Here is a 17,489-nt window from a genome sequence, read left to right as displayed (position 1 = left end):
GGACCACATGGGGCGGGGGATTGAAGGCTGGGGCAAGGTGACGAGGTCCGGACTCCTAGGCACTCCGGACCTCGAAACTTTTTAGATTGAACGCAGCAACGCGCCGTCCGGTGGGGCATCCGGGCGGCGCGTTGTCGTTTCAGAGCCTCTTTGTTTCGGCGCTTAGCGCGCCTGCGGCTCCAGCGTCACGGTGCAATCGCCCTGCCCTTGCGTCGCAACCACGATGTTACCCGCGGGAACGCCGAGGGCGATCGGCGCGGACGAGCCGCCGCCAGGCATCTGGACGATCACGCTCAGGGAATCGGTGCGCGCAGTCGAGCCAACGGTGGTCGGCTCCGCCTGGGCCACGTTGCCGGAGGCATCACGTCGCATGATCTGGCAGTTCACCATGTTGTTTCCGCCGGCCGCCGCCATGCTGGACGACGTGCCGCCGCCCATCTGTGCACGGGCGCGCGACGGATCGCGGGGTACCTGGCTGACGATGCGATTCGAGCGCGGCTCCACGATAATGACCTCGTCTTCCGTCGTGAAATATTCGTAGCCCCGATATGCAGGCTCGATCGAGACGATCTCGGGCGGCAGCCGATGCAGACGCACGCGCGAGGGAATCGTCTCGCCAACCCGGATCGAGATGTTCAGATTGCGCTCCGGCTGCGCCAGGCGTGCGCGGCTCACAGTTTCGGAGATCCGCACCTGCCTCTCGGTCGTCACCTGGGCCTGCTGATTGACCTGCGTGTTGGTCTGCGTGGTCTGATTGGCCTGGTTGGTCTGCGTGCCCGTGGAGCCGGGCGCGGTCTGTGCGTTGTTGGTCGGAGCCGGGCGGTTGGTATCCGTCGCAGTGGCCGGCTGATTGCTCTGTTGCGCCGGCGGCTGCTGCTCGGCGGCACTGCGCGGCGGCTGGGCCTGGTTGCGCTCGTTCTGGTTGGCTGTAGCTCCCGTGCGCTCGTTCTGCTGGCCAGCCGGGCCAGTCGTCGGGCCGGTCTTGGATCTCTCGGATTCGGCGGTTGATTTCTGCGGCGCAGCCTTGTCCTGCGCAGCCTTGTCCTGCGCAGCCTTGTCCTGCTTGGTTTCCGCACTGCTCTTGCCCGCATCGCGTCCGGGCTTGGCGCTCTCGGCCTCCCGGTTGCGATCGCGCGAAGGCTCGCGAGATTCTTGTGCCTGGTCCCTGGCCTTCGGTTGATTGCGCTCCGAGGCCGTCGCCGGCTGGCGCTTGTCGTCACTTGCCTCGCTCTTGGCAGCGCCGCCTCGATCCTCGCGGCCTGCGCCCTGAAGCCGCTCCTGGGCGCCTTGCGCGCGCTCTTGAACGCGTTCTTGAGCCGCACCACCGCGCTGCGGAGAAGCGCCCTTGGCCGGCTCCTCGGTGCGTTTCGGCTCGTCCCCGCGCTCACCGGGCGCCTGGGCATAGGCAAGACCGGATGCGAGCATGAGCCCGACGGCCGCAGTCGATATCATCAAATGTTGACGCATGGTCCCTCTCCTCGACAATTCGCAACAACAAACGCGAACGTTCTGTTCGTGCGAAGGTTCCAGAGCAGGAACGCGGTCGTGGAAGTGAGCCAATCAAGTCGCCGTCACATCGCATCCTTCAGCGTCAGTCGCGCCGTGAACGTCACGCTGGTCTTGCCGACCAGCGCCATGCCTTCGACTTCCGCACCGCCGGGGAAATAGTCGCCGGAGAAGCCGCAGGTAACCTCCCTGCCGCCGAATGCGAGCGTCCTGCCGACCGCCTCGGTGTGCTGATTGACGATCATGTCGCCCCGCCACTTGCCGTTCCGGAAGGTGTAGCTGCCGGTGTAGTAGAAGTAGCTGTCGCCGCCCATGATGCGGCCGTCGCTGAGCACGACCACGCCCCTGGCCTGCCCACGCTTGCCGTCCCGCATCTCGATGTCGAAGATGTAGAGGCCGTTGACGACCCTGGCCTCCTCACCCGCTTCCGCTTCATCGCCAGCTGACATCCGATCATCCCCACCGATCCGCTGCCCCGATCAGTTCGGCACGTTCCGCTCGAGATCCTCGAGCCATGCCGCCGCACTGGAATCCGAGGGCGCGCGCCAATCGCCGCGCGGCGACAGCGAGCCGCCGGCCGAGACCTTCGGCCCGTTCGGCATGGCCGAGCGCTTAAACTGACTGAAGGCGAAGAAGCGGCGCAGGAACACTTCGAGCCAGCGGCGGATCTCCTTGAGGTCATAGGCCCTGCGCCGGTCGCTCGGGAACGCCGGCGGCCATTCGCCTTTGGCAACGTCCTTCCATGCCTGAAGCGCCATGAAGGCGATCTTGGACGGCCGCATGCCGAAGCGCAACGTATAGAACAGGTTGAAGTCCTGCAGCTCGTAAGGTCCGACGGACGCTTCCGTGCTCTGCGGCTTCTGGCCGGCCTCGACCGGCACGAGTTCCGGCGAGATCTCGGCCACAAGGATCGAGCCGAGCGTCCGGTTGACGTCGTCGCTGAATTGCTTGGAGGAGATCACCCAGCGGATCAGATGCTGGATCAGCGTCTTCGGCACGCCGGCGTTGACGTTGTAATGCGCCATCTGGTCGCCGACACCATAGGTGCACCAGCCGAGCGCGAGCTCGGAGAGATCGCCGGTTCCGATCACGATGCCGCCGTGATGGTTGGCGAGCCGAAACAGATAATCCGTGCGCAAGCCGGCCTGCACGTTCTCGAAGGTGACGTCGTAGACCTTCTCGCCCTTGCCGAAGGGATGGCCGATATCCTTCAGCATCTGCGTCGCCGTGGTGCGGATGTCGAGCTCCTGCCAGCTCGTCTGCAACGCCTTCATCAACGCGAGCGCGTTGGTCTTGCTCTCGCTGCCGGTGGCAAAGCCGGGCATGGTATAGGCCAGGATGTTCTCGCGCGGCAGGCCGAGCAGGTCGACCGCCTTGGCGGCGACGATCAGGGCGTGGGTGGAATCGAGGCCGCCCGACACGCCGATCACCACGCGCTTGGTGCCGGTGGCGCGCATGCGCTGCACCAGCCCGGCGACCTGGATGTTGTAGGCCTCGTAGCAGTCCTGCTCGAGCAGGCTCTCGTCGCTCGGCACGAATGGAAAGCGCTCGACCTTGCGCAGGAAGCCGATATCGGCGGCCGGCGGCTTCAGGGCAAATGTCACCTTGCGGAAAAACGCCTCGCGCTGCCGCCGGTTGTCGTCGAACGTTCCCATCAGCGCGCGCTCCTGCCGGAGCAGGTCGAGATCGACATCGGCCAGCGTGATCTGGCCGCCCTGGCGGAACCGCTCGCCCTCGGCCAGCAGCACCCCGCTCTCGTAGATCGAGGTCTGGCCGTCCCAGGCGAGGTCGGTGGTGGATTCCCCGGCCCCGGCCGCGGAATAAACGTAAGCCGCGAGACAGCGCGCCGAGGTCGATTGGCACAGCAACGCGCGCGAGCGCGCCCGGCCGATCGTGATCGGACTGCCCGACAGGTTGATCAGCACGCTCGCGCCCGCAAGCGCGAGCTCCGAAGCCGGCGTCACCGGGATCCACATGTCCTCGCAGATCTCGACGCCAATGGTGAGACCCGGAACGTCCTCGGCCGCGAAAAGGAGATCCACGCCGAACGGTGCATGCAGGCCGCCAATGGCGATGCTCTCGCCGGCCATGCCGGCGCCGGAGGCAAAATGCCGTCCCTCGTAGAACTCCCGGTACGTCGGCAAGTAAGATTTCGGCACGACGCCGAGGACGTTGCCACGATGAATGACGACGGCGCAGTTGTAGATGCGATTGCCAAAGCGCAACGGCGCCCCGACGATCAGGACCGTCATCAGCCCCGCGGAGGCTTCAACGATCGCTCCGAGCCCGCGCTCGACCGCATCGAGCAGCGGATCCTGCTTCACCAGGTCCTCGATCGCATAACCGGACAGGCACAGCTCGGGAAACACCGCGACCGCGACCGACTGCTCATGGCAGGCACTGGCCGCCGCCAGCACGGCCTTCACGTTGGCGCTGGGATCGGCGACGTGGGAGGTGGTCACGCAGGCTGCTACGCGCGCAAATCCGTGGGCGTAAATCGAGTGGAAAATCATCGAGCGCAGTACCCTCAAATCTCTCGCCGGCGGCCACCGCCGTCAGCTCCGGTCATATTTAGCCCATCGATCTGGCCCCGTGCAGGCCATCCGCCATCATGCATAACGGATTTGCGCCCCGTCCGGTCCAGTGCCGGCGAGCTCAGGCGCTGCGGGCCAGCACGCCGGGCAGATCGCTGCGCAGCCACCCGGCGATCCGGGGCCAGGCATGCGCATGGGCGCGCGCGCCCATGAATAGGCCGAGATGGTTGCTGGGCTCGGATGCCGCTGCAACGAAGGCAGGTGGCGTACCGACGAGCCCCGCAGTGGCCAGCGCTTGCGTCGCCGGCACTACATCGTCGTCGAGGCCGGCGAGCAGGAAGATCGGCGCCTTGACGTCCTTCAGATCGATCGGGCGGCCGAGCGCGACGAAACGGCCCTCGGCGATGCGGTTCTCCCGGAAGATCGCGTTGACGATCTCGAGATAATAAGTGCCCGGCAGGTTGAGCGTCTCGGCGTTCCAGCGGTCGAACCGCGCCAGCAGCTCGGAGCCCTGCTCGTCCGAGAGATCCCGCTGCAGTGCCGCCACGATATCGTCTTGGTCAGGGGCTTTGGACCAGAAGCGCAGCATCTCCTCGCCGCTCACATTGCCACCGCCGCGCGCAACGAGCTGGTCATAGACCAGCCCCGGCGCGTTGCGGGCAAGCCGGGACAGCGAGGACTCGATCGACAGGTCCACGGGAGCACCGACCAGAACCAGCCGCCGCACCTTGGCCGGAAAGCGCGCGGCATAGAGCAGCGACAGCCATCCGCCCTGGCACAGCCCGACGAGATCGACCGGCGCGCCGATCTCGTCAATGGCGACGTTGAGATCGCCGAGATAGCTGTCGATCGAGAGATAGCGCATGTCTGACGTCGCCGACCGCCAGTCGGTGAGATAGATCCGGTCGATGCCGCCGTTTTGCAGCGACTGCACCACGCTGTGGCCTGGGGCGAAATCGGCGATCAGGGCCCGGTGCAGCGCATAGGGCGCGCAGACGAGCGCCGGCTGGCCGGACCGGGTCTGCGAGCAATCGCGCAAGCCCATCGTCGCGAGCTCCAACGCAACGCTGCTCGGCGTCGTCCATGGCAGGCTGCTGTCACCCTGTTGCTCGGGTGCCCGCTCCAGCCACCAGAAGCAGGCATCCATGGCGAGCTGCGCCGCCGCAAACGGCCACAGCCGTGGATCATCAGGAGCCTGCGCTGGCCCGCGTGGCGGTTTGGCGGTCTTGTCCACCATCGCTACCTCGCCATCCTCACAGAAACGCCTCGAGGCTCACGACGGCAATGCCGAGGTCCCGAAAACTCCGATGGGTCGCCGCGACCGAGCCGTCGAGATCGATGCCGCGACAGGCATCCTCGATGACGGCCACCTCCAGCCCTGCCTTGCGCGCATCTTCCGCCGAGAAGCGGACGCAGAAGTCCAGCGCCAGACCAGCGACAAAGACCGTCTTCAGCTCGCGTTCGCGCAAATAACCAAGCAATCCGGTCGGTGTCCGATGGTCGTTCTCGAACAATGCCGAGTAGGAATCGATGCGGCGGCGAAAGCCCTTGCGCACCACGAGGCTCGCCCGTGTGACGTCGAGATCGCGATGAAATTCCGCGCCGGCCGTGCCTTGCACGCAATGCGTCGGCCACAGCACCTGCCGGCCATAGTCGAGCTCGATGGTCTCGAACGGCTGCTTGCCGGCATGGTTCGGCGCGAACGAGACGTGGTCGCTCGGATGCCAGTCCTGGGTCAGTACCAGATTGGCGAATTTTTGGGCGATCCTGTTGATGGCGGGGACGACCTTCTCGCCACCGGGAACGGCGAGCGCCCCGCCGGTGCAGAAGTCGTTCTGCACGTCGATCACCAGCAACACGTCGCGGTCGGAAATCTTCATCGCCGTCCCATTTCGATCTGCCGGGCGCGACAGCGCCGGGCGACCACCTCAGTGTCGGCCTTCCCGCGCGGCTTCGCAACCACTGGCACGCGCGGCAGCTGCGCGAATTGGTCACCCTGGCCGCCACGATGCAACGGTTTGACCTCGTCCGTGTTGACTAGGCGCACCCAAGGGCAGATTCTCGTACCGCCCGCGCCAGGCGGATCGGGTCGAAGCAGCGGAGGACAGGGCTGCCAGGGCCTGAAGGTCGTGGCGGCGATGAGGCCATGAATATCGGCAAGACCGGAAAAATTCTTCTCGCCGATATCGGCGGCACCAATGCGCGCTTCGCGCTGAGCCCGAGCGGTCAGACCGGACCGATCGACTATGTCAAGGTCGCCGACTTCCCGACCGTGCGCGAAGCCATCGCGGACGTTTTGGCGCGCCGGTCCAACGGCGAGCAGCCCCATCGCGCGGTGCTGGCTGTGGCCGGTCCCGTCACCAACAATCGCTGCGTCATGACCAACAGTCCCTGGGTCATCGACGGCAACGAGCTGCAGTCCGCGCTCGGCTTCGACAGCGTCCATGTGCTGAACGATTTCGAGGTCGTGGCCTGGTCCCTGCCTGCCTTGGAGCCTTCAGACCTGGTCCGACTCGGCGGCGGCGACGGCCTGGCCGGCGAGCCGTTGCTGGTCGTGGGGCCTGGAACCGGGTTTGGTGTGTCCTGCCTGGTCGACCGCCATGGTTCGCGCCTGGCCGTCGTTACCGAGGCTGGACATGCGACCCTGCCGGCGGAGAACGAGCGCGAGGAGCGCGTGATCGCCTGCCTGCGCCGGCGCCTGGGCCATGTCTCGATCGAGCGCGGCGCCCTCTCGGGCTCCGGGCTGCAAAACCTGTATGAAGCGTTGGCTGAGATCGACGGCGTCCAGGTGCCGCATCGCGATGCCGCCGGGATCACCAAGGCGGCCCTGGAGAACAGCTGTCCCGTCAGCCGCGCGACGCTGGAGATGTTTTGCGCCATCCTCGGCTCGGTCGCCGGCAATCTCGCGGTGACCTTCGGCGCCCGCGGCGGCGTCTATGTCGCCGGTGGAATCGTGCCGCGCTTCCGCGAGTTCCTCGCCGCCTCTGCGTTCCGGGCACGCTTCGAAGCCAAGGGACGGTTCCAGGATTATCTGCGCAACATCCCGACCAGGCTCGTGATCAAGCCCGATGCGAGCTTCCTCGGCCTGACGACGTTTGCCGAGCACAATCCGGCTGAGTAGCGGTCTCAGGCGGCGAGTTCCCGTCATGCACAGCTGATTGCGGCGCACCTGCGGTTCCACGCAGGTTCATGCTTGCCTGCGTGTTCCCGATGAGAAACAATTACCCGTGTGTGTGGCGTAGTTGCGGGGGCGTGACATGCGTAAGCAGGATTTGGGTTTCGACTATCATCGCTATCACCGCCTGTTGCGCGAAGCGGACAGCGAAGACAAGCGGCTGGCGCTCATCGAGCTCCTGATCGAGGAAAAGGCCCGCGACCAGCTGGCTGCCCAGCGCGCTTCGGACCGCGCGGCCATGACGGCTCACACCATTGCCACGGTGCTGAGGAACGGCCGCAACCCTGCCGGTTGAGTTCTTCCCGCCAGGCGGCAAAAGCGCGATCGGTCAGCTCGGGATAGTGGCCGACGGCTCGGGAAACATCGAATCGATCATCGCCTTGAGCTGATCCATCGCGATCGGCTTGCGCAGGATCGGCCTACGCCGGAGCAAGGACGGCAGCAGTTCCGGACCGTATCCTGTGGCAAACAGAAACGGTTTTCCGCGACGTTCGATCAAATCGGCAACGGGGTCGACATAGACGCCCATCAGATTGATGTCGAGGATGGCCAGATCGTACTGCGCGGTCATGGCAAAGGCGCTGGCGTCGCGCACATTATCTGCCTCCGCAACGACGTGGTGGCCGAGTTCCTCCACCATGTCGGCGATCATCATCCGGATCAACGCCTCGTCTTCGACCAGGAAAACGGAGAGTCCGTCCGCCATATCAACCCCGCAATCAGCCGTGCGAAGCTAAGCATAACCGAATTGCGCTGTAGATACACGAATTCGTGGCGGGCGCCGTTAATTCACACGCGCCCGAACCGATTCAACTTGATCAATCCAGTCCGCGCTCGTGGCTGAGGCGCACCATTGCCTGGATGAACACCTGCTTCTGCTTGTCGTCGAGGCTGGAAAAGAGCGGCTCGGCGGCATCGGCGACGTTGCGCTGATCGCCGGCGCGATCGATCAGGAACTGGGCCTCGTTGCGCATCTGCTCGATGATGTCGTCGGGCGGATCGCGCTTGGCGCGTGCAATCCGCAGGTTGAGCCGCTCTGCGCCATTATGCCCGAGGTAGTGCATCGCGCTCGAGAATCCGTACCAGTGCTTCTCCTGATCCGGCGTGAGATTCAGCTCGCTCTTGATCCGCTCGATGTAGGAATCGCTGTTGGCGACGATCTGCTCGGCGGTCAGCTGCGGCGCACCGGGCTGGGTCAGAACCGTGACTTCCTTGTTGTCTTTACCCTTGTTGTCCTGCGGCGCGTTCTTCGCCTCCTTGGTCGCCTTGGCGCTCTTGCCCTTGGCGCTCTTGGCATCCTTGTCCTTGGCCCCGCCCTGCTGCTTGGAATCCTTCGTCGCGTCCTTACCGGCCTCCTTTGGCGGCGGGGCCTGATTGCCGGTGTTGCCGACACCGAGCACGCCGGTGAAAACGCCAACCACACCACCGATGGCGCCACCGAGCACACCACCGACCGGACCTGCCGCCTTGTTGCCGGCCGCGGCGCCTTCCTGAACGCCCTTGACCAGACCCTGGGCATTCGCCACCGCGACGGCCCCGAGCAACAGCGCGAGTACAGACCCCAGCGCCAAGCATCGCCGCAGATGAAGCCGCGCTGGTGCCGCCGGTTTGATCATTCTCGTCTCCATCATCGATCTGGCCTGTCAGCGGGGATCAGCCGCCAGGCGCAACTCTATCGTTTCCGCCACTTCGAGGTCCAGACGCGGCCGATTGCTGTCCACGCCCGAAAAGGCTTTCACGCGAAGCGCTTATCCAGGCTTATGCGAAACTGCGGCGTAAATGCGCACGCAGCGTTCAGACCGCTTGGCGCAAAGTGTGCGTCGCAAAAAAACCACGTGTGCCGCGCCTGCGGCGCTTCGACTCCCAACGCGTTGCGGCGTTTCCGGGCACACCATTAGTTTTAGGCGCAGAGCCATTCGGCTTTCTCGACAGACGCGATCAATCATGATCTGATCGCGCTACCAATTTGCTGCGACAGGCGTGAATTGCAAACGCAGGCCGACGGCGCCAACAAGAAAATCGACCAACAACAACTCAAGAAACAAGAATTCAAGAGGAAACTCCAACAACAACACCCAAGCGAGGAAACGAGATGTCACGCAAGAAACTGACGCGACGTCAATTTGTGGCTGCCACTGCAATGTCCTCCGCGGCGCTGATCTCAGCGCCCTATGTCCGGGGCGCTTACGCCGCCGGCAAGCTCTCGATCGGGTTCTGGGACCATTGGGTCCCCGGCGCAAACAAAGCCTCGACCGACATCGTCAACGAATGGGCGGCTAAGGAAAAGGTCGAGGTTTCGATCGACTACATCCCAAGTCAGGGTAACAAGCTCATCTTGACCGTCGCCGCCGAGGCGCAGGCCAGGTCAGGACACGACGTCATTGCGATGCAGACCTGGTTTCCGCATGCGCATTCCGAGCAGCTTGAGCCCATGAACGACGTGATGGGAGACCTCATCAAGCAGAATGGCGAGCCGAACGGCACCATGAAGTATCTCGGCCAGGCCGGCGGCAAGTGGCTTGCGGTTCCCGCGAGCGTCGGCAGCCAGATCAAGGGGCCCTGCTCGCGCATCGATCTGATGAAGAAGCATGCGGGCATCGACGTGCAGGCGATGTATCCGGCAGGCGCCGCGCCGAAGGCCGACGACTGGACCCTGGACACGTTCCTCAAGGCCGCTGAAGCCTGCCATAAGGGCGGCGTTCCCTTTGGTATCGGTCTCGGCGAGACCACCGACAATGTCGATACGGCCGGTGCGATCTTCCAGTCTTTCGGCGCAGCCCTCGTCGACGGGAAGGGCAACCTCACGGTGAAGACCGACGCGGTGCGTCAGGCTCTGGACTATTACAAGAAGCTGATCGCGTTCCTGCCGCCAGATGCTGGTGCCTGGGATGATGCCTCTAATAACAAGTGGCTCGTCTCCGGCAGGGGCGCCCTGATCATGAATCCGCCGAGTGCCTGGGCTGTCGCCAAGCGCGACGCGCCTCAGGTCGCCGAGCAGTGCTGGACCCACGGCTTTCCGGCCGGGCCGAAGGGCCGCTACGCGCCTTACCTGGGCTACTTCTGGGGCACGTGGTCGTTTTCCAAGAACAAGGAAGCGGCCAAGAGCCTGCTCAGGACGCTTTCGCAACCCGATGCGATCGAGAAGATGGTGGTGGCGAGCGGCGGCTACGACCTGCCCTGCTACGAGAAGCTGACGACGCTCAAGGTGTGGCAGGAGGAAGGGCCACCGAAGGGTACGCTCTACCACTACCCCAACCCCCACAACCATCAGACGCTTTCGATCGCCGCGGCGCCGGCTCCGCCGAAGATCGCACAGCAGATCTACACGCAGGCCACGCTAACCAAGATGTGCCTGCGCCATGCACAGGGCGAGGCGATGGAAAAGACGCTCGCCTGGGCCGAAGGCGAGTGCGAAGGCTTCATGCGAAGCTGACGGGCCGGACACGATGGCGGCCAGCCGATGGCCGGCCGCCATTTCTGCATTCCGTCACGAAGCCGGCAAAGCCGATAAAGACTTTAAAGGGATGAAAACGCACCATGGCTGATGTCGTATTGCAGCCGAACCGTGCCGCTACCGCAAAAACTGCGCGAAAGCGCTCCAGTCTCCACAATGCACTGAGGCGCAAATCGACCGTAGCGTTCCTGATGACGCTGCCGCTGATCCTGCTGATCGCGCTGCTCGTGATCTATCCGGCATTCTATGCGATACATCTGGCGACCTTGAACAAGTCGATGCAGCGGTTCATCGGACTGAGCAACTTCGAGTTCCTGTTCAAGCGCGAAACATTCTGGCTGGTCGTCAAGCAATCCTGCATCTTCGCCATCACGGCCGTCATCTTCAAGGCGGTGCTCGGATTCATCATTGCGCATTTCGTTCACAACATCCCCGCCAGGGGCCAGCGCAAATGGCGCGGCATGCTGCTGGTGCCATGGGTCATACCGCCGGCGATGAGCACGCTCGCCTGGCTGTGGTTGTTCGATCCTTCCTATAGCGCGTTCAACTATACGCTCGGCTTGTTCGGCGCCGGGCCGATCCCGTGGACCGGCGATGCGCTATGGGCGCGCTTCTCGGTTATTCTCGTCAACATCTGGGTCGGCGCACCGTTCTTCATGATCATGTATCTGGCCGCGTTGAAATCCGTTCCCGAGCAGCTCTACGAAGCCGCCGCCATCGACGGCGCCAATTGGTGGCAGCGCATCTGGTATGTGACGCTGCCGATGATGCGGAACATCATCGCGATCACGACGCTGTTTTCGCTGATCGTCACCTTCGCCAATTTCGACATCGTGCGAATCCTGACCGCCGGCGGCCCGCTCGATCACACCCACATCTTCGCAACCTGGGCGTTCCGCGTTGGTATCGAGGGCAGCGACATACCGCTCGGCGCCAGCGTTTCCCTCTTCATGGTGCCGATCCTGGCGATCGCGGCAATCTTCATCCTGCGCGACGTCAACAAACGCGGGAATGAAGCCTGATGACCACGGTAACCATCGACAAGGCCACGCGGACCCCCAAGGTCAAGTACGGCAGCATGAGCCGCGACCGCGCCTGGGCGCTGCGCTGGTCGTATTTCTTCCTGGTGATCTTCGCGATCTTCTTCCTGACGCCGCCGGTCTACATGCTCATCACGTCCTTGAAGAGCAGCGCGGAGATTTCAGCGGCGACCAATCCGTGGTGGGTGTTTCATCCGACGCTGGAAAACTACACTTCGCTCCTGACGTCGAACCAGTTCCTGCGCTTCTTCTGGAATTCGGCGATCGTCTCGATCTTCGTCGTCACCATCACCATGCTGATATCGGTGCCGGCCGCATTCGCGCTGTCGCGGATGCGGTTCTGGGGCTCGGCGACGCTCGCCACCGGCGTATTTCTCACTTACCTCGTTCCGGAGACATTGCTGTTCATTCCGCTGTTCAAGATGTTCGCGGTGATCGGCGACTTCACCGGCATCCAGCTCATCAACAGATGGTACGTGCTGCTGATCCTCTATCCGACGCTGACGGTCCCGTTCTGCACCTGGATCATGATCGGCTACTTCGCCTCGATCCCCAAGGAGCTCGACGAGGCCGCGATCATCGATGGAGCGTCCTGGTTCCAGACGCTGACCCGGATCTTCATTCCGGTGGCGCTGCCGGGGCTGATCGCCGCCACCATCTTCGCCTTTACCGTGTCCTGGGCGCAATTCCTCTATCCGCTCGTGTTCACCACCTCGACCGATCAGCTGGTGATGCCGGTCGGCATCATCACCACGCTGATCAAGGGCGACGTCTTCAATTGGGGACAGATCATGACCGGCGCGCTGCTCGGCGCGGCACCACCGCTCATAATCTACGCGTTCCTGATGGACTACTACATTGCCGGCCTGACCGCCGGCGCGACAAAGGGTTGATGGCGAGGAGCTGAAGTTCGATGGCTGACGTTGCTTTGCGGAAGGTAGTCAAGCGTTACGACGATGTCGAAGCCGTGCGCGGCATCGATCTCGACATCGCCGACCACGAGTTCATCGTGCTGGTCGGCCCCTCCGGCTGCGGCAAGTCGACCACGCTGCGCATGATCGCAGGTCTCGAAGACATCAGCGACGGCGACATCCTGATCGGCGGCGACGTCGTCAACGACGTGCCGCCGAAGGACCGCGACATCGCCATGGTGTTCCAGAATTACGCGCTCTACCCGCACATGACGGTCGCCGAGAACATGTCGTTCGGCTTGCGCCTGAAGCACTATCCCAAGGCCGAAATCAAGGCGCGTGTGACCGAAGCCGCCCGCCTTCTCGACATCACCGACCTGATCGACCGCAAGCCGAAGCAGCTCTCCGGCGGCCAGCGCCAGCGCGTCGCCATGGGCCGCGCCATCGTACGCAATCCCAAGGTTTTCCTGTTCGACGAGCCGCTGTCCAATCTCGACGCCAAGCTGCGCGTGCAGATGCGGATCGAGATCAAGAAGGTGCACCAGAAGGTGCGCACGACCACCGTCTACGTCACCCACGACCAGGTCGAGGCGATGACGCTGGCCGACCGCGTGGTGGTGATGAACAAGGGTCGCATCGAGCAGATCGGCACGCCGAACGAGCTCTATCACAAGCCGGCGACGCGCTTCGTCGCGGGCTTCATCGGCTCGCCCGCGATGAACTTCATCCCGTGCCGGCTCGAGGATGTCGGCGGCACGCTCCAGATCCGCCTCACCGACCGCATCGCGTTCGCGCTGCCGCCGGCCCGCGCCGCGCGCTACAACGCGCTGCCACGTACCGAGAAGCTGCTGCTCGGCATCCGTCCCGAGCATCTCACCGAGTCGCATGCGCATCTGGCGCCCGGCGTCGAGACCTTCGATACCGTGCTCGACGTCACCGAGCCGATGGGCATGGAGACGCTGGTCTATTTCGGGCTCGACGGCACGCCGGTCTGCGGCCGCGTCGATCCCAATGCCGGCGCCAAGGACGGGGCACCCATGCGCCTGGCGATGGACCTCAACAACATGCACCTGCTAAATGAGGAGACCGGCGTCGTGTTGTGACGCCGCGATCCAAGAAAAGCGAGCAGGTAGGGGAGCGATGGCGACCAACAAGAAGAAGATTTTCGTTACGCAAACTTTGTCGCAAGGGGCGCGCGCCCTCCTCACCAAGCGGGACGATATCGAGCTCGTCGAGTTTCCGAACCTGATCTCGGCGAAGGATTTCGAGGCCTTGTTGAAGAGCCATGCGCCGGTCCATGGCGTGGCGCTCGGCGCCACCGCTTTCGGCGAGACCGAGCTCGAGGCCGCGCGCGACATGAAGGTGGTGACCCGGATCGGCGTCGGCTACGACGCCGTCGACGTGCCCGCCCTCTCCCGCCGCAAGGTGCCGCTGATGGTCGCCGGCAGCGCCAACTCGCCCTCGGTTGCGGAGGCGGCGCTGTTCATGATGCTGACGCTGGCCAAGCGCGCGCAGGAGCTGCATTCCTGCGTCAAGGAAGGCACCTGGGCCGACCGCCTCGGCATCCTGCCGTTCGACCTCTACGGCAAGACCGCGCTGATCATCGGCTTCGGCCGCATCGGCAGCCGCACCGCCAAGCGCTGCCTGGCGTTCGAGATGAAGGTGCAGGTCTACGATCCCTACAAGGATGCCGCCGACATCAAGGCGGCCGGATGCGAACCGGTCACCGACCTCGATGCCGCGCTGCCTCACGCCGACTTCGTCACCATCCACTGCCCGAAGACGCCGGAGACCGTCGGCCTGTTCGATGTCGACAGGATCGGCCGCATGAAGAATAGATCCTACCTCATCAACACCGCGCGCGGCGGCATCGTGAAGGAAGCGGCGCTCTATGATGCGCTGACGTCCGGAAAGCTCGCCGGCGCCGGCATCGACGTGTTCGAGGTGGAGCCGCCGCCGGTCAGCAACGCGCTATTCGCGCTGCCCAACGTCATCATGGCTCCGCACGTGGCCGGCGTCACGGTCGAGGCGGTGAGCCGCATGAGCGAGCAGACCGCGCGCAATATTTTGAGCGTGCTGGACGGCGATCCCATCAGGCAGAACGTCATCAACCAGGACGTGCTGGGCTGACATCGTGAAGGTCGGCGGCTCGTCCGCCCGCCTTCGGAACGCCAGAAAGCGTCCCATTTTGGTGCAGATCGGGCCCCAACTCAGCCTTAATCAAACGCGCGTAATGGGCTTGAAACGCGGCGGCGGTGGGACAGACTGGCCGTCGCGGCGAGCTGGAGGATGGACCCCTTGTCAGAGATCGACCCGACCGACCACGCGCTGGCGACCATCGCCAGCATCCTGGAGCACCCCGAGCCCGTTCTCGTCATCCGCCAGACCGAGACCGAAATCGTGGTCGCCGGAGAGCGTGAGCACATCGCTTCTGACGAGCCGCCGATCGTGGACGAGCATCCGGTGATCGACGAGCATCCCATGGTCGAAGAGCAGCCGCTGGTGCCGGAGCACACCGATGCCGATGGCTACAGCAAGGTTGGTCCCGGACCAATGGTCGCGATCCGTCTGAAATGGACGGTCCATCGCGGCGATGACGGCCAGTACTACGTCCACGAGACCATCGGCGAGCAATCCGCCCCCGTGGTCAGCGGTCCCATGACGAGCGAGGCCGCGGTGCGCTTCGTCGACACCCAGCAAGACGAGGCGCAGCGGCGCTTCGAGCTGCTGCGCAGCGAGATCGCCGGCCGCAGCTCGCTCGCCGACTACGAGCGCAAGGGCGAAGCCTAGTTAGCTCTGAACAAGAGAGTTGACGAAGAGAGCGGTGGCCAAGAAGGCTGCAACAACAGCAGCAAAGAAGACCCGCGTGGTGACGAGGACGATGACGGCGAAGAGGAGAGTTTGTCGCCTCGCGGACGAAACGGTCTCATAGTCACGCTGCATCGAAAGCCGCGTGGTAGCTCACATCTCCGCTCGGGGTCTCTCCCTTCAGCACAATCCGCTGGAAATACCGGCTCGGCTCGCCTCCATAGGTCAACAGAGGATCGCTGACAAAGCCGAAACGGCCATAATATGCTGGATCGCCGAACACGACGCAGCCGTCGGCGTCCAGTGCCGCAAGCCGAGCCAATCCCTCGCGGATCAACGAGCGGCCGATTCCATGTCTTTGCATCTGCGGCGCAACCGAGACCGGTCCGAGGCCATACCATTGCGCACTGTCCTGATTGATCCGGACCGGCGAGAAGGCGACGTGACCAACGATTCCGGCCTCGTCCGATGTCGCCACCAACGAGACCGTCAGTGCGCCGGCCTGACGTAGCGCCTCGATGATGCGGGGTTCAGTCCCGCTGCTGTGGGACGCCCCTGCGAATGCGGCCGACGTTACCTGGCCGATTGCTTCGCCGTCTTCAACCCGCTCATCTCTGATCTGCATTCCGCAGATAGGCCATATCCAAATGCCATAGCAAGAGGTAATGGCCCATCCATGCTCATCATCGCTACCGCCAGCAGCGACAGAGCAACAGCATGACGGTCGTGGTTACAATTGCAGCGAGCCTTCAGCGCTCACTTCCTCCCCAAATAATCCTTCTTCACGAGCTCGACGCCGGCGTGGCGGAGCAGGTCGTAGGCGGTGGTGACGTGAAAGAAGAATTGCGGGACGCTGAACGTCAGCAGCAGCGTCCGTCCGGTAAAGGGCAGCTCGGTGCCGTTCTTCAATCTGAAGAAAACATTCCGTTCCGCCGCCGCATCGATCTCCGCGCGCGGCAGGCTCTCGATGAACTCGATGGACGTTGCGATGCGCGCCTGAAGCCCGGCCATGTCGTGCTCCAGCGCCGGCAGTGTCACCGGCTCGCACTGCGCTAGCAGGGCCGGCGCGACCGTGGCATGGCGGCAGGCCTCGCCGACCTGCTGGGCGAGGTCATACATGTTCGGCGCAAGGCGCATGCCGAGCAGAATGGCCGGATCAAATTTCCGGGCCTCTGCATAAGCGACGCCCTTGTCGAGCAGCGCGGACAGATTGCGCAAATAGGGCACGAACAGGCCGACCGAGGACTCGTAGATCGAGATCGTCACTTCAAGGATTCCCTTCGATTCCTGCCTCCCGAAAACACGTTCGATTTTCGGACAAGACCTATTGGCTCTGGCGCGACATGGCACTGAAGGCCGTCGTCGACCAGTGGCTGCACATTGCCATGGAAGACGGCGCCTGCAAGAAGATCTACGCGGCCTGGTTCGATCCGGCCGCGTCCTCCTGTCGCCTTGCCTCGCCAAACTTTGGACCGGCTCCGGGCCTATTGAACCCGGAACCGCCGGAAGACGACTCACAGCAACGACAGTGATCTAGATCACTTTTTGCAAGCGAGCCGGCGCGTAAGCGTCGGTGCGGGGACCACCTGTTCAGGAGACGGAAATGAGGAAGCTGTTGGCCACGGCCGCATTCCTTTTGGCGAGCACCGCCGCGCAGGCGCAGTACACGTTTGAATATGGCGGGCACACCATCCGCATCGACCCGGACCGCGGCACGGTGCAGATCCCCGGTGTCTACGACAACACGGGCCAGAATAAGCCCAAGAAGGCCAAGAAGAACGAGACGGCGCCGCAGCAGGCCACGGTCGACCCGCAAGCGCCGACCGCTCCGGCACCCGCTCCAGCTGCGCCGCCTGCAGCCGTGCAGGCGCCGGCGGCTGCCGCAGTCGCGCCGCCCCCTGCTCCGCCGCCAGCGGCTCCCCCGGCGGCCACCACCGCCGCGACCTCGCCGGCCCAAACGGCCGTGGCGCCGCCGCCTGCACCGCCTCCAGCTCCTACTCCGGTCGAGCAGCAGGCCGCGCCCGCCGTGGTCCCGCCGCCCGCCCCGGCCGTGGCTGCAGC

17 protein-coding genes and 2 pseudogenes are annotated in these 17,489 nt (G+C 64.1%); 10 read left to right on the top strand and 9 right to left on the bottom strand.

Annotation, left to right across the window (positions count from 1 at the left end; translation table 11 throughout):
* Positions 1–162 precede the first annotated feature (162 nt).
* From P0R31_RS39210 to pncA, 5 genes are all read right to left on the bottom strand, one after another.
* Entirely contained in the window at positions 163–1,467 is a 1,305-nt protein-coding gene (locus tag P0R31_RS39210; RefSeq protein ID WP_275520609.1) for a DUF1236 domain-containing protein, read from the bottom strand.
* A gap of 104 nt (positions 1,468–1,571) precedes the next feature.
* Positions 1,572–1,955, bottom strand: coding sequence for a GrlR family regulatory protein (locus tag P0R31_RS39205; RefSeq protein ID WP_036012369.1), 384 nt, complete (start codon positions 1,953–1,955; stop codon positions 1,572–1,574).
* A gap of 30 nt (positions 1,956–1,985) precedes the next feature.
* The gene (locus tag P0R31_RS39200; RefSeq protein ID WP_275520608.1) at positions 1,986–4,019 is read right to left on the bottom strand and encodes an NAD(+) synthase; all 2,034 of its coding nucleotides are present in this window, start codon (positions 4,017–4,019) and stop codon (positions 1,986–1,988) included.
* Positions 4,020–4,161: 142 nt separating this feature from the next.
* Positions 4,162–5,277, bottom strand: a complete 1,116-nt coding sequence (locus P0R31_RS39195; RefSeq protein ID WP_275520606.1) for an alpha/beta fold hydrolase — start codon at positions 5,275–5,277, stop codon at positions 4,162–4,164.
* Positions 5,278–5,293: 16 nt separating this feature from the next.
* Positions 5,294–5,920, bottom strand: coding sequence for a bifunctional nicotinamidase/pyrazinamidase (gene pncA, locus P0R31_RS39190; protein ID WP_275520604.1), 627 nt, complete (start codon positions 5,918–5,920; stop codon positions 5,294–5,296).
* A 266-nt stretch (positions 5,921–6,186) separates the two neighbouring features.
* Here pncA and glk point away from each other — a divergent pair, with 266 nt between their 5' ends.
* Together glk and P0R31_RS39180 are read left to right on the top strand one after the other, a co-directional pair.
* Complete coding sequence (gene glk, locus P0R31_RS39185; protein ID WP_275520603.1) at positions 6,187–7,161, top strand: glucokinase; 975 nt, start codon at positions 6,187–6,189, stop codon at positions 7,159–7,161.
* A gap of 136 nt (positions 7,162–7,297) precedes the next feature.
* The gene (locus P0R31_RS39180; RefSeq protein ID WP_275520601.1) at positions 7,298–7,510 is read left to right on the top strand and encodes a hypothetical protein; all 213 of its coding nucleotides are present in this window, start codon (positions 7,298–7,300) and stop codon (positions 7,508–7,510) included.
* Between the two features lie 33 nt (positions 7,511–7,543).
* Here the strand turns inward: P0R31_RS39180 and P0R31_RS39175 are convergent, their stop codons facing one another.
* Positions 7,544–7,921, bottom strand: a complete 378-nt coding sequence (locus tag P0R31_RS39175; RefSeq protein WP_036012398.1) for a response regulator — start codon at positions 7,919–7,921, stop codon at positions 7,544–7,546.
* A 112-nt stretch (positions 7,922–8,033) separates the two neighbouring features.
* The gene (locus P0R31_RS39170; protein ID WP_275520599.1) at positions 8,034–8,831 is read right to left on the bottom strand and encodes a Spy/CpxP family protein refolding chaperone; all 798 of its coding nucleotides are present in this window, start codon (positions 8,829–8,831) and stop codon (positions 8,034–8,036) included.
* A gap of 476 nt (positions 8,832–9,307) precedes the next feature.
* Here P0R31_RS39170 and P0R31_RS39165 point away from each other — a divergent pair, with 476 nt between their 5' ends.
* The 6 genes from P0R31_RS39165 (at position 9,308) to P0R31_RS39140 (ending at position 15,410) form a co-directional block, all read left to right on the top strand.
* The gene (locus P0R31_RS39165) at positions 9,308–10,648 is read left to right on the top strand and encodes an ABC transporter substrate-binding protein (protein WP_275520597.1); all 1,341 of its coding nucleotides are present in this window, start codon (positions 9,308–9,310) and stop codon (positions 10,646–10,648) included.
* A 104-nt stretch (positions 10,649–10,752) separates the two neighbouring features.
* Complete coding sequence (locus tag P0R31_RS39160) at positions 10,753–11,691, top strand: carbohydrate ABC transporter permease (RefSeq protein ID WP_275520595.1); 939 nt, start codon at positions 10,753–10,755, stop codon at positions 11,689–11,691.
* A complete protein-coding gene (locus tag P0R31_RS39155) occupies positions 11,691–12,602 on the top strand; it encodes a carbohydrate ABC transporter permease (protein ID WP_275520593.1) in 912 nt (303 codons plus the stop codon). The genes P0R31_RS39160 and P0R31_RS39155 overlap by 1 nt, the downstream gene beginning before the upstream one ends.
* A 20-nt stretch (positions 12,603–12,622) precedes the next feature.
* Positions 12,623–13,723, top strand: coding sequence for an ABC transporter ATP-binding protein (locus tag P0R31_RS39150; protein WP_275520591.1), 1,101 nt, complete (start codon positions 12,623–12,625; stop codon positions 13,721–13,723).
* A gap of 37 nt (positions 13,724–13,760) precedes the next feature.
* Positions 13,761–14,750 carry a hydroxyacid dehydrogenase gene (locus P0R31_RS39145; RefSeq protein ID WP_275520589.1) on the top strand — a complete coding sequence of 330 codons (990 nt, stop codon included), beginning with the start codon at positions 13,761–13,763 and terminating at the stop codon, positions 14,748–14,750.
* Between the two features lie 168 nt (positions 14,751–14,918).
* The gene (locus P0R31_RS39140; RefSeq protein WP_275520587.1) at positions 14,919–15,410 is read left to right on the top strand and encodes a hypothetical protein; all 492 of its coding nucleotides are present in this window, start codon (positions 14,919–14,921) and stop codon (positions 15,408–15,410) included.
* A 142-nt stretch (positions 15,411–15,552) separates the two neighbouring features.
* Here P0R31_RS39140 and P0R31_RS39135 read toward each other — a convergent pair whose 3' ends face one another.
* A complete protein-coding gene (locus P0R31_RS39135; protein WP_275520584.1) occupies positions 15,553–16,053 on the bottom strand; it encodes a GNAT family N-acetyltransferase in 501 nt (166 codons plus the stop codon).
* Between the two features lie 131 nt (positions 16,054–16,184).
* Positions 16,185–16,682, bottom strand: coding sequence for a DUF1993 domain-containing protein (locus P0R31_RS39130; RefSeq protein WP_275520611.1), 498 nt, complete (start codon positions 16,680–16,682; stop codon positions 16,185–16,187).
* Positions 16,683–16,732: 50 nt separating this feature from the next.
* Between P0R31_RS39130 and P0R31_RS39125 the strand changes: the two are divergent.
* A pseudogene (locus P0R31_RS39125) lies at positions 16,733–16,858 on the top strand (transporter substrate-binding domain-containing protein); the annotation flags it as partial.
* 173 nt (positions 16,859–17,031) lie between these two features.
* A pseudogene (locus P0R31_RS39120) lies at positions 17,032–17,489 on the top strand (DUF2147 domain-containing protein); the annotation flags it as partial.

This window comes from Bradyrhizobium yuanmingense, from assembly GCF_029167105.1.
Taxonomy (GTDB): domain Bacteria; phylum Pseudomonadota; class Alphaproteobacteria; order Rhizobiales; family Xanthobacteraceae; genus Bradyrhizobium; species Bradyrhizobium yuanmingense_A.
Note: the sequence above shows the minus strand (reverse complement) of the source record. Positions and strands in the feature narration are given on the sequence as shown.

Bases quoted from the DNA above. Each gene is read 5' to 3' on its own strand.
- P0R31_RS39210 (WP_275520609.1), bottom strand. From the start codon at position 1,467: ATGCGTCAACATTTGATGATATCGACTGCGGCCGTCGGGCTCATGCTC.
- P0R31_RS39205 (WP_036012369.1), bottom strand. From the start codon at position 1,955: ATGTCAGCTGGCGATGAAGCGGAAGCGGGTGAGGAGGCCAGGGTCGTC.
- P0R31_RS39200 (WP_275520608.1), bottom strand. From the start codon at position 4,019: ATGATTTTCCACTCGATTTACGCCCACGGATTTGCGCGCGTAGCAGCC.
- P0R31_RS39195 (WP_275520606.1), bottom strand. From the start codon at position 5,277: ATGGTGGACAAGACCGCCAAACCGCCACGCGGGCCAGCGCAGGCTCCT.
- pncA (WP_275520604.1), bottom strand. From the start codon at position 5,920: ATGAAGATTTCCGACCGCGACGTGTTGCTGGTGATCGACGTGCAGAAC.
- glk (WP_275520603.1), top strand. From the start codon at position 6,187: ATGAATATCGGCAAGACCGGAAAAATTCTTCTCGCCGATATCGGCGGC.
- P0R31_RS39180 (WP_275520601.1), top strand. From the start codon at position 7,298: ATGCGTAAGCAGGATTTGGGTTTCGACTATCATCGCTATCACCGCCTG.
- P0R31_RS39175 (WP_036012398.1), bottom strand. From the start codon at position 7,921: ATGGCGGACGGACTCTCCGTTTTCCTGGTCGAAGACGAGGCGTTGATC.
- P0R31_RS39170 (WP_275520599.1), bottom strand. From the start codon at position 8,831: ATGATCAAACCGGCGGCACCAGCGCGGCTTCATCTGCGGCGATGCTTG.
- P0R31_RS39165 (WP_275520597.1), top strand. From the start codon at position 9,308: ATGTCACGCAAGAAACTGACGCGACGTCAATTTGTGGCTGCCACTGCA.
- P0R31_RS39160 (WP_275520595.1), top strand. From the start codon at position 10,753: ATGGCTGATGTCGTATTGCAGCCGAACCGTGCCGCTACCGCAAAAACT.
- P0R31_RS39155 (WP_275520593.1), top strand. From the start codon at position 11,691: ATGACCACGGTAACCATCGACAAGGCCACGCGGACCCCCAAGGTCAAG.
- P0R31_RS39150 (WP_275520591.1), top strand. From the start codon at position 12,623: ATGGCTGACGTTGCTTTGCGGAAGGTAGTCAAGCGTTACGACGATGTC.
- P0R31_RS39145 (WP_275520589.1), top strand. From the start codon at position 13,761: ATGGCGACCAACAAGAAGAAGATTTTCGTTACGCAAACTTTGTCGCAA.
- P0R31_RS39135 (WP_275520584.1), bottom strand. From the start codon at position 16,053: ATGCAGATCAGAGATGAGCGGGTTGAAGACGGCGAAGCAATCGGCCAG.